Origin of the sequence: Aquipuribacter hungaricus, assembly GCF_037860755.1 — a bacterium.
In the GTDB taxonomy this organism is placed as follows: domain Bacteria; phylum Actinomycetota; class Actinomycetes; order Actinomycetales; family JBBAYJ01; genus Aquipuribacter; species Aquipuribacter hungaricus.
This window is the reverse complement of record NZ_JBBEOI010000129.1, coordinates 1-10,499: the sequence shown is the minus strand read 5'-3', so window position 1 is coordinate 10,499 and position 10,499 is coordinate 1. Positions and strand designations below refer to the sequence as shown.

12 protein-coding genes are annotated in these 10,499 nt (G+C 74.6%); 5 read left to right on the top strand and 7 right to left on the bottom strand.

Features of this window, described 5'->3' with window-relative positions:
• Positions 1-113 precede the first annotated feature (113 nt).
• The 4 genes from WCS02_RS13120 to WCS02_RS13105 form a co-directional block, all read right to left on the bottom strand.
• Complete coding sequence (locus WCS02_RS13120; RefSeq protein ID WP_340293949.1) at positions 114-1,136, bottom strand: ABC transporter substrate-binding protein; 1,023 nt, start codon at positions 1,134-1,136, stop codon at positions 114-116.
• A 270-nt stretch (positions 1,137-1,406) separates the two neighbouring features.
• Positions 1,407-1,913, bottom strand: coding sequence for a hypothetical protein (locus WCS02_RS13115; RefSeq protein ID WP_340293947.1), 507 nt, complete (start codon positions 1,911-1,913; stop codon positions 1,407-1,409).
• A 70-nt stretch (positions 1,914-1,983) separates the two neighbouring features.
• On the bottom strand, positions 1,984-3,312 hold the full coding sequence (locus WCS02_RS13110) for an RNA 5'-3' helicase PhoH2 (RefSeq protein WP_340293945.1): 1,329 nt from the start codon (positions 3,310-3,312) through the stop codon (positions 1,984-1,986).
• A 249-nt stretch (positions 3,313-3,561) separates the two neighbouring features.
• Positions 3,562-4,323, bottom strand: coding sequence for an isoprenyl transferase (locus tag WCS02_RS13105; protein ID WP_340293943.1), 762 nt, complete (start codon positions 4,321-4,323; stop codon positions 3,562-3,564).
• A 157-nt stretch (positions 4,324-4,480) separates the two neighbouring features.
• Here WCS02_RS13105 and trhA point away from each other — a divergent pair, with 157 nt between their 5' ends.
• Entirely contained in the window at positions 4,481-5,239 is a 759-nt protein-coding gene (trhA, locus tag WCS02_RS13100) for a PAQR family membrane homeostasis protein TrhA (protein ID WP_340293941.1), read from the top strand.
• Between the two features lie 59 nt (positions 5,240-5,298).
• On the opposite strand, the gene WCS02_RS13095 is transcribed toward trhA, so the two are convergent.
• A complete protein-coding gene (locus WCS02_RS13095; protein ID WP_340293939.1) occupies positions 5,299-5,712 on the bottom strand; it encodes a TFIIB-type zinc ribbon-containing protein in 414 nt (137 codons plus the stop codon).
• 138 nt (positions 5,713-5,850) lie between these two features.
• On the opposite strand from WCS02_RS13095, the gene WCS02_RS13090 reads away from it, so the two are divergent.
• From WCS02_RS13090 to WCS02_RS13075, 4 genes are all read left to right on the top strand, one after another.
• Positions 5,851-6,366 carry a DUF2231 domain-containing protein gene (locus WCS02_RS13090; protein ID WP_340293937.1) on the top strand — a complete coding sequence of 172 codons (516 nt, stop codon included), beginning with the start codon at positions 5,851-5,853 and terminating at the stop codon, positions 6,364-6,366.
• Positions 6,367-6,444: 78 nt separating this feature from the next.
• Positions 6,445-7,524, top strand: coding sequence for a hypothetical protein (locus WCS02_RS13085; protein WP_340293935.1), 1,080 nt, complete (start codon positions 6,445-6,447; stop codon positions 7,522-7,524).
• The gene (locus WCS02_RS13080; protein ID WP_340293932.1) at positions 7,494-8,246 is read left to right on the top strand and encodes a hypothetical protein; all 753 of its coding nucleotides are present in this window, start codon (positions 7,494-7,496) and stop codon (positions 8,244-8,246) included. Before WCS02_RS13085 ends, WCS02_RS13080 begins: the two co-directional genes overlap by 31 nt.
• A 6-nt stretch (positions 8,247-8,252) precedes the next feature.
• Positions 8,253-8,717 carry a hypothetical protein gene (locus tag WCS02_RS13075; RefSeq protein ID WP_340293930.1) on the top strand — a complete coding sequence of 155 codons (465 nt, stop codon included), beginning with the start codon at positions 8,253-8,255 and terminating at the stop codon, positions 8,715-8,717.
• Here the strand turns inward: WCS02_RS13075 and WCS02_RS13070 are convergent.
• Together WCS02_RS13070 and WCS02_RS13065 are read right to left on the bottom strand one after the other, a co-directional pair.
• Positions 8,662-9,954: an alkaline phosphatase D family protein gene (locus WCS02_RS13070; RefSeq protein ID WP_340293928.1), complete on the bottom strand. Its 1,293-nt coding sequence runs from the start codon at positions 9,952-9,954 to the stop codon at positions 8,662-8,664. The two genes, WCS02_RS13075 and WCS02_RS13070, sit on opposite strands and share 56 nt — an antisense overlap.
• On the bottom strand, positions 9,942-10,445 hold the full coding sequence (locus WCS02_RS13065) for an alkaline phosphatase D family protein (protein WP_340293926.1): 504 nt from the start codon (positions 10,443-10,445) through the stop codon (positions 9,942-9,944). The genes WCS02_RS13070 and WCS02_RS13065 overlap by 13 nt, the downstream gene beginning before the upstream one ends.
• Positions 10,446-10,499 lie beyond the last annotated feature (54 nt).

The following is a 10,499-nucleotide window of genomic DNA, read 5'->3' as shown; positions in this document are numbered from 1 at the left end:
CGACGACGAGCACGCGGCGGCCGGGCCGGGGGACGCCGAGGGAGACGGCCCCGGCCAGGGCGCGCGCCCGGGCCGGGGCGCCGCCCACGGCGTCGCTGGTCACCGGCCGACCGTCACTCGCGGACCTCGGGCAGCTCGGCGGCGACCGTCTCGACGAAGTCGACGACGCGCGGGCCCCAGCGGCTGGCGACGTCCGCGTCGACGACGACGACGTCACCGTCCTCGACGGCGGTGATGCCCTCCCAGCCCGGCCGTGCGGCGATCTCCTCGGGGGTCGACGAGAAGTCGCCCGAGGTGACGAAGACGACGTCGGGGTCGGCCTCGACGATGAACTCCTGCGACAGCTGCGGGTAGGCCTCGCCGGTCTCGTCGGCGATGTTCTCCAGCCCGAAGAGGCCGTAGACCTCGCCGATGAAGGTGTCGCCGGAGGCGGTGAAGAACGACGGGTCGAGCTCGTGGTAGTAGGTGAGGGCCTCCCCCTCGGGCACCGACGCCACGGCGGCCTCGATGTCGGCGGCCATCTCCTCGGTCAGCGCCGCGGCCTCCTCGACGTGGCCGGTGGCCGCGCCGACGCGCTCGATCTGGTCGTAGGACTCGTCGATGTCCAGCGCCGAGGGCAGCAGGAGCGTCGGCACCCCGGCGGCCTCGAGCGCGCTCACCAGGTCGCCCGGGTCGCTGGAGGCGATGACGAGGTCGGGCGCGTAGCCGAGGATCGCCTCGACGTTGGGCTCGAAGCCCGACAGGTCGGTGACCGGCGCCTCCTCCGGGAAGTACGAGAAGGAGTCGACCGCCACGACCTGGTCGCCCGCGCCGACGGCGTACAGCATCTCGGTCGCGCTGGGGCTGATGGAGACGATCGACGCCGGTGCCGCGTCGATGGTCACCTCGGTGGTGTCCGGCTCCTGGCCGGAGGTGACCGTGACCGGGAACGCGGCGTCGGTGCCGCCGGCCGTGGCCTCGCTCGTGCTGCCGGTCGTGCTCTCGGTGGTGCTCCCGGTCGTGGTCCCAGCGGTGCTCCCGCCGGCGGCGGCGTCGTCGGAGGCCCCGCCGCAGGCGGCGAGGGCGAGCGCGAGGCCCGTCCCGGCCGCGGCGAGGAGGGTGCGCCTGGGCGGGCGGGCGGAGGTGCGGGCAGTCATGTCTATCCCCTGTGCGAAGGGGACGAGGGCATCCGCGTCGTCTCCCGCAGGGGCCGCGACACGAACAGTCCTTCGTCCGAGGACCGGTACGTGACCACGACGCCAGGCGACCTGGCTGACCCCGCCCGCGGACGGCCGGGGATCACAGTTGCGGGACAGCGCCGGGTTCTCACCGGACTTCGCTGAGCGCGTGGTGCCCCGCGGTGCGGGGCGGCGCCACGGTAGCCGACGGCGCACGGGCGCGGCGACCGTCGTCCACCCGGCCTCGGGTCAGGGCGTGGGGCCCTGGTCCCGGACCCGCTCGACGGCGGTCATCGCCTCGCGCAGCTCGGCCAGCCAGTCCGCGGAGTGCTGCCCGACCAGGCGGACGCACCAGGCCAGCGCGTGGGCCCGGGACCGGGCGACGCCGGCCTCGACGAGGGTCTCCAGCACCACCCGCTCCGGCTGGCGCAGCCGGGTCATCACCGGCACGGACAGCGTGGTGAACAGCTCGGTACGCTCCCCGGCCGTCACCCCCCACGACACCTTGCGGCCGAAGCGGCGCTCGGCCTCGTCCGCCACGGTCATCCGCTCGGCGCGGCTCTCGGACCGGAACCGCGCGACGCGCCCGTCCAGCTCGTCGGCGTCCGCCGGGTCTCCCTCAGCGCCGGGCAGCGGCAGCAGCACGGTCACCTCCTCGCGGTCGACCGTGACCCGGACCCCGTCGGGGGACCAGGCCTCGGGCAGCCGGCCTCGCAACCAGCTGCTCACCTTCCCTGTCGTCACGTCATCGCTCATGGCACGAGTGTTGCTCGCGTTACATGATTACGTCCATACGCGAGAGCCCTCGTCCGCTGAGGGCGGAGCGCTACTCGCCGGGCCGCTCGAGCAGCTCGGTGACCAGCGCCGCGATGGGGCTGCGCTCGGAGCGGGCGAGGGTGACGTGGGCGAACAGCGGGTGCCCCTTGAGCCGCTCGATGACGCTGGCGACGCCGTCGTGGCGGCCGACCCGCAGGTTGTCCCGCTGCGCGACGTCGTGGGTGAGGACGACCTTCGAGCCCTGCCCCACCCGGCTGAGCATGGTCAGCAGGACGTTGTGCTCGAGGCTCTGCGCCTCGTCGACGATGACGAAGGCGTCGTGCAGCGAGCGGCCCCGGATGTGGGTGAGCGGGAGCACCTCGAGCATGCCCCGGTCGAGCACCTCGTCGAGAACGGAGCTGCTGACCAGCGCGCCGAGGGTGTCGAAGACCGCCTGGCCCCAGGGGCCCATCTTCTCGGCCTCGGTGCCGGGCAGGTAGCCCAGGTCCTGCCCGCCGACGGCGTACAGCGGCCGGAACACCATGACCTTGCGGTGCTCGCGGCGCTCCATCACCGCCTCCAGGCCCGCGCACAGCGCCAGCGCCGACTTGCCCGTGCCCGCGCGGCCGCCCATCGACATGATCCCGATGCTGGGGTCGAGCAGCAGGTCGATGGCGATGCGCTGCTCGGCGCTGCGACCGTGCAGGCCGAACACGTCGGTGTCGCCGCGCACCAGCCGGACCTGCTTGTCCGGGGTCACCCGGCCCAGGGCGCTCCCGCGGTCGCTGTGCATGACCAGCCCGGTGTGGCACGGCAGGTCCCGTGCGGCGTCGAGGTCGAGCAGCCGCTCGTCGTACAGCACCGCCATGTCGTCGGCGGACAGCTCGAGCTCGGCCAGGCCGGTCCAGCCGGACGCCACCGCCAGCCCCGCGCTGTACTCCTCGGCGGGCAGCCCGACGGCGGAGGCCTTGACGCGCATCGGCACGTCCTTGGACAGCAGCACGACCCGGTAGCCGTCGGCGGCGAGGCTGGTGGCCACGGCGAGGATCCGCGTGTCGTGGTCGTTCCCGCCGGCGGTGCTCCGCAGGCCCGGCGGCAGGACGGACAGGTCGGTCCGGCCGAGCTCGACGCGCAGCGTGCCGCCGCCCGCGCCGCCGTCGGGGCCCACCGGCAGGGGGACGTCGAGGCGGCCGTGCTCGATGCGGAGGTCGTCGAGGTGGCGCAGCGCCTGCCGGGCGAAGTAGCCGAGCTCCGGGTGGTGGCGCTTGCCCTCCAGCTCCCCGACCACGACGACGGGCAGGACCACCTCGGCGCCGGGGAACCGGAACAGCGCGTCCGGGTCGGAGAGGAGCACGGAGGTGTCGATGACGTAGGTGGTGCGGCTGCGGTCGTCGCTCACGGTCGGTCCCCTGCCCGGGCGCGCGCGGCGCCCTGGTCGTGTCCGGTGGAGTGTCCGGGCCGTCCCCGCGCGGGGGCCGGTCCGGGCCTCCCCCGGAGCAGCGATCGCTCCATGGCTGGGCCTCCCGGGTCAGCTGTGCCGACCCCCTGACGGTAGGTCGGCGGACCCGCCCCCGGGGTGCGACACGCACCGGTCCACCCGCGCGGACCACCCGCGGTCAGGCCGGGACGCCGCCCCGCCGCCCGCCGGTCACGAGCCGAAGCGGCGGTGTCGCGTGGAGTAGGCGCGCAGGGCGCGGAGGAAGTCGACCTTGCGGAACTCCGGCCAGTAGGCCTCGCAGAAGTAGTACTCGCTGTGGGCGCTCTGCCACAGCAGGAAGCCCGACAGCCGCTGCTCCCCGGAGGTGCGGATGACGAAGTCCGGGTCCGGCTGGCCGGAGGTGTACAGGTGCTCGGCGATGTGCTCGACGTCCAGCTGCTCGGCGAGGTCCGCCAGCGAGGTGCCGCGCTCGGCGTGCTGGGCCAGGAGCGAGCGCACGGCGTCGGCGATCTCCTGCCGGCCGCCGTAGCCGATGGCCAGGTTGACGGTGATGCCGTCGATGGCGGCGGTGGCCTCGCCGACCTCCTTGAGCCGGTTCGCCACGGGCGCGGGCAGCAGGTCGAGCCGCCCGACCGGGTTGACGTGCCAGCGCCCGGTCTCCACCAGGCGCTCGACGAGGTCGGGGATGATCTCCAGCAGGGCGTCGAGCTCCGCCGAGGCCCGGGACAGGTTGTCGGTGGACAGCAGCCACACCGTGACGACCTCGACGCCGACCTCGTCGCACCAGCCGAGGAACTCCACGACCTTGTCCGCGCCGGCGCGGTGGCCGTCGTGGGTGGTGGTGCCGTACGCCTTGGCCCAGCGCCGGTTGCCGTCGATGATCACCCCGACGTGGCGCGGCAGGGTGGAGGGGGCCAGGCCCGAGCGCAGCACGCGCTGGTAGGCCCGGTAGGCCAGCGTCCTCGCTCCCACCGCACCTCCTCCGTCACGCCCGGCCCGTGACGACCGGTGAGATCGCGGACACGCTACTGCCCCGCGTCCCGACGACGGTGCCCTGCGCGGGGGACGTCACGCCTTCTCCACGTGCTACCCACCGGTAACTTACGGGACCGTAGGTTAAGGTCCCCCCGTGAGCGCCGACCGGTCCCCCGCCACGCCCGCCGCGGGCCCGGAGCCCGGGACGACCGCCGACGTCGCAGCGGGCGTCGCGGACGCCGCCGCCGGCGCGGCCACCGAGGTCGCCGCCGCGGTCAAGCCGCTGCTGCGCGGCTGGCTGCACCTGGGCATGTTCCCGCTCGCGCTGCTCGGCGGGCTCGTGCTCGTCTCGCTGTCGAGCACGACGACCGAGCGCGTGGTCACCGTGGTGTTCACCGTCTGCACGTCGGCGCTGTTCGGGGTGAGCGCGACCTACCACCGCGGCCGCTGGACGGAGCGGACCCGGGTGCTCATGAAGCGCCTGGACCACTCGAGCATCTTCCTGCTCATCGCCGGCAGCTACACGCCCTACGCGGTGCTGCTGCTGCCCACCGACCAGGCCCGGCTCCTGCTCGGCCTGGTGTGGGGCGGGGCCGTGCTCGGCATCCTGTTCCGGGTGTTCTGGGTGGGAGCGCCCCGCTGGCTCTACACCCCGATCTACATCGTCCTGGGGTGGACGGCGGTGTGGTTCCTGCCGGGCCTGCACGAGACCGGCGGCCTGCTCGTGGTCGGGCTCCTCGCCTCCGGCGGCCTGCTGTACTCCGGCGGCGCCGTGGTCTACGCCCTCAAGCGCCCCGACCCGTCGCCCCGGTTCTTCGGCTTCCACGAGATCTTCCACGCCGCCACCGTGCTCGCCTTCGCCTGCCACTTCGCCGGGGTCGCCCTGGTGGTCACGGGGACGCTGCCCGGCTGAGCCGGACAGCGCCGAGCCGGGACCCGACCCGGGCGGCGCCGCCCCGGGCAGCCGGCCGGTCAGCCGAACAGCTCGCCGAGGAACGACTGCTTCTTGCGCGGGCGGTACGGCTGCTGCTGGTAGCCCTGGCCCTGGCCGCGGGACTGCTGCGAGACCTGCTGCAGCACCTCGCCCACGAGCCCGCCGAGCCCCTGCTGCTGGCCGTGCTGGGGCTGACCGTGCTGGGGCTGACCGTGCTGGGGCTGACCGTGCTGGGGCTGACCGTGCTGCTGCGGCCGGCCCTGCTGCTGGGGCTGCGCGTGCTGCTGGGGCTGCGCGGCGCCGCCCTCCCACCGCGCCTCGGCGTCCATGAGGCGCTCCAGCTCCCCGCGGTCGAGGAAGATGCCGCGGCACTCCCCGCACTGGTCGACGTGGACGCCGTTGCGCTCGTACGTGCGCATGGCGCCCTGGCACTTGGGACAGGTCAGCTCCATGCCCGGGCAACGGGGACGCCGCCGCCCGCGTTCCCCGGGCGCGTCCCAGCCGTGTCCGCCGGGTGTCCAGGGTGCATGGGCGACGCCGCGACGGGTAGCCAGGGACGACACCCTCCGTGCCTTCCGTAGGAGCACCCTGTGACCACCGCCCACGTCCCCAGCAAGCGCCCGGCCTCCCTGCTCGCGGGACCGTACGGGCACCCGTTCCACGCCCAGGTGGTCACGCTGCCCATCGGCGCCTTCACCGCGAGCCTGCTCTTCGACCTCGGTGCCCGGCTCGGCTGGGTCGACACCTCCTCGGCCGCCTTCGCCTCGGCGTGGCTGCTCGCCATCGGGCTGGCCGGCGCCGTGCTCGCCATGGCGCTGGGCGTCATGGACCTGACGACGATCCCCGACCGCACCAAGGCCAACCGGACCGCGGTCACCCACGGCACCATCAACTCCGTCGCCTCGGTCATCCTCGCGCTGAGCGCGTTCCTCCGCTTCAGCCAGGGCACCGACGAGGTCCCGACGGCGGCGTTCGTCCTGTCCGTCGTGGGACTGCTCGTCCTGGGCGTGGGCGGCTGGCTCGGCGGCAAGCTCGCCTACACCTACGGCGTGCGCGTCGCCCGCGAGGCGCGGCAGGAGGACGGCTACCGCCCCACCGCCGTCTGACCCGCGCCCGGACGGCTGGGCCCACGGACGGGCCCAGGGACCCATGCCGTCCCGCGCGCCCGGCCCCAGGATCCGGGGGTGCGGACACTGCTGCGGCGCGACGACGGGGCCTCGAGCCTGGAGTACACGGGGATCCTGCTCGTGCTCGCCGTGGTCGTCGGGGTGCTGGGCGCCTCCATCCCGCCCGTCGCCCGGACGGCGACCTGCGCGGTGGAGAGCATCGTCGGCGGCGGCGCCGCCGACTGCGCCCCCGGGGACGCGCTCGCCTCCGGACCGGGCAGCCGGGCCGGGCGCGAGCTGCTCGACCGGGTCGACGAGCTCGAGGCGTGGGCGGCGGAGGGAGAGGGCACGCGCGACCTCCTCGAGCAGGCACGCCAGGCCGTGGTCGAGGGTCGGCTGGACGCGGCGCGCGAGCTCCTGGACCGGCTCGGGCTCTACCGGGACCTCGCCTCGTCCGACCCGCGCGGGCAGTACCTGCGCGAGCTGTTCGCGACGTCCGACAGCGAGTACGACGCCCTCATGCACGAGGGGTCGATCTACCACGACGGCGGCGCCTACAGCTCCTCCTACTTCCGTCTCGAGGACCCGCCGGGCGGGGGGGTGGTGGTCATGGACTTCTTCATCGACTCCGCGACGTCGGGCCCCCTCCTCGGGGACGACCGGGACCACGCAGACCCCCTCCGGGACGACGTCGGGCTGGACCGGTCACGGATGATGCTCGTCGTCGACCTGGAGACCGGGCGCGGGCAGGTCCACGTCACCGAGACGTGCACGGCCATGCGCGCCTTCTGCAACGAGCCGCGACCGGTCGTCTTCGACGGGTCGGTCTGGAGCACCGACACGGGGACGACACGGCTCATCCCGGCGCTCGGCAACGACTTCGACCAGGCGAGCCAGTTCAGCATCACCCCGGCGGAGGGCGGCTTCCGGCTGGAGTACGACGCGCTCAACGGCATCACGCCGGTCGGGATCTCGGTCGACGGGACCGTGTCGATGCACGTCCTACCCGACGGGACGGCCTCCATCGGCGAGGACGACCGCGACAACTACCCGTCCATCGGTACCTACTATTACGCGACGCCCGGGCAGACCCAGGTGGTCCAGCAGCGCGACCAGGAGGGGGTCATATGCGGCGCGATGCCCGTCAACATCTGCTGAGCGCGGCCGCCGCCGCGCTGCTCCTCGCCGGCTGCGGGACCGCCTCCACCGCGGCCGACGGTGCCGGCGCAGCCGCCTCCGGCGGCGCCCGGACCCCCGACGGGGCCGACGCCCCCGGCACGGCCGAGCCCTCGGCCGACGGTGCCTCGTCCTCGCCCCCGCTGCGCGAGGGGCAGGGCCGCCTGGCCGAGGAGCCGGCGTTCGTCGACGAGCTGGACGAGGCCTCGGACGCCTGGCCGGACCCGGACGCCTTCACCGGTGACGGCTACCGCCTCGCAGCCGGCGAGACCGTCGACGTCCCGTACTCGGCCCCCGGCTCCGCCCTGGGCTCGCTGCTGGTGGTCGCGGTGACGATGCCCGAGACCGGTGCCGTGACAGCCGTCTGCGACCTCGGACCGGCGCTCTCGGTGTCCCTGGAGCTGCGGGCGGAGGGGGGCTGGCTGGTGGAGCAGACGACCGACGGGACCCCCGTCGAGCTGGACTCCGGGACCCTCGACCCCGGTCAGCGCGGCGAGCCGGGCGAGGCGACGGCGCTGCGGCTGCTCTGCTCGGACTCCCCCGACGGGCTCGCCGTGGGGGTCTCCCTGCACGGCGCCGGGCTCAGCTTCGTGACAGGTGCCACGGGGGCGGTCCCGGCGGGGGGCCCGACCTGGCGGGTCTCGTCCACCGGGGACGTCGGCTCGGTGCTGGACTCCGTCGACGTCTACCTCGTCGAGGCCTGAGCGCCCGTGGCACCGGCAGCACCCCTGGCGCGCCTCGACCGCGCGCTGTCGGCGCCCCGCCCGGCGGTGGTCCGGGTCCTCGCCTGGGCGGCGGTCAACTACCTGCTCCTCGTGGTGGCCGTCCTCGTGGCGTACCTCCTGGTCGCCGTGCCCCCGCTGTCGTTGCTCCCGTCGGAGTACCCGCAGAGCTTCGAGGACCACATGCTGGCCCTGCTCTACGGCACCACCGGGTGGCCGCTGCACCTGCTCGTCGTCGCGGCGGTGTCCCGCACCCGGCTCGCGAGGCTGTGGGTCGTGCTGGCGTCCCCGCTGCTGTCGGGGATCAGCGTCGGCCTCTACTACCTCGGGATCTTCCACTACGACACCGCACGCTCGGTGGTGCTGGGCTGGACGCTCTACGCGCTGGTGTGCCGGTTCATGCCCCCCGCGCGACGTCCGAGCGCGGTCCCAGCTCGCCGACCGGGCCGCTGACGGTCCTGCTGCCCTTGGCCGACTGCCACGACGAGTCCCACGCCACCGTGGCGGCCGGGTCCAGGCGGGGGTCCACGACCAGGCCCTTGTCGCCGCCGCTGCGGACGTACCAGAAGTCGGTCTGGACCCGCTCGGGCGTGACGTCCACGACGGCGAAGCCGTGCCCGATGCCCTCCAGGTGCACCACCCACGGGTTGACCGCCTGGAACGCGGCGGTGACGACGGCGGCCGTCGCGGCGCTGCCGCCGAGCACCTCCTTGAACCCGTCGCTGGTGACCGACGGGCAGACGAACTCCACGCCTGCCGAGGTGCTCCGGTCGCGGCCGTACGCGGCGGGGTCGACGGGCAGGTCGTTGGCCCACGAGGAGTGGATGTCGCCGGTGAGCACGACGGGGTCGGTGCCCCCCGAGGCGGCCATCGCCGCCAGCAGCGCCGCCTGGTCGGCCTGGTAGCCGTCCCACTGGTCGGCGTTGAACACCTGCCCGGGCAGCACGCCGGCCCCGGGTAGCGAGAAGACACGCGCGAAGACGGTCTGGTTGCCCACCAGGTGCCAGGCGGTGCGCCCGGAGGTGATGCCGTCGGCGAGCCAGCGCAGCTGCTCGGGCTCCGGCAGGTGCCGGGCGGGGTCGACCAGGGCGGGGTTGAGCGCGCCGGCCACCGTGGTGGGCACCTGCTGGCTGCGGTTCTGCCGGGTCTCCACGACGGACAGCTCGGCCAGGTCGCCGAAGGCGAACCGGCGGAAGAACTGCGTGCCGGCGTGCGGCTCGGGCTGCCACGAGGCCGGCTCCCGGACCGGCATCCACTCCAGGTACGCCTGGAGCGCCAGCGCCCGGCGGGCGAGGAAGTCCCCCTCGGCCCGCACGCCGGCGGGCTCGCCGGGGCCGGTGTAGGAGGTGTCCGGGTCGTCCTGCTGCTCGTGGTTCTCCGCGCCGGTGGCGTACGCGTCGTTGGTGATCTCGTGGTCGTCGAAGATGACGACCCACGGGTGCCGGGCGTGAGCGGCCTGCAGGTCGGGGTCGGTCTTGTAGAGCGCGTGGCGCAGCCGGTAGTCCTGCAGGGTCACCGTCTCCGTCGGGGGCTGGTGGTCGCGCAGGCCCGCCAGCGCGTCCGGGCCGTACCGGTCCTCGCCGGTGCCGTACTCGTAGACGTAGTCGCCCAGGTGGAGGACCAGGTCGAGGTCGTCGCGCGCCGCGAGCCCGCGGTAGGCGGTGAAGTACCCGCCGGTCAGTTGCTGCACGACACGAACGCCATGCGCAGGGCGTGCGTGGTCCCGGGCTCGTCGGGGCTGGTCTGGGTGCGGCCCACCGGGGACACCTGGCCCAGCGCCCGGAACCGGTAGTGGTAGCGCGTGTACGGCTCGAGGCCGTCGACGACGACCTTGACGGTGTGGTCGCGGCCGGCGTCGGTCCGGGTGCGCCCCCGCCGGACGACGCGCTCGAACGCCTCGTCGGCGGCGACCTCCCACAGCACGGTGACCGCGCGGCCGAGCCCGCTGCCGGGGGTCGCCGCCGGCTCGGGGGTCACGCGGGTCCACAGCAGGACCTCGGTCGCGGTGGGGTCGCCGCTGGCCACCCCGAAGGCGAACATCCCGGTGCGGGCGGCGCCGCGCACCTGCGCCTCGGCCTCGGCGGCGCTCAGCGGGGACAGGGCGAGCGCGGCGGTGGCGGCCGTGGCGCCGCTGCCCAGCAGGACCGAGCGGCGGCTGGGGACCGGGGAGGCGGGGGTCATGGCGCGGACGCTAGGGCGCCCCGGCGTCGGGCGGGCGACGCCCGGGTGAACGGC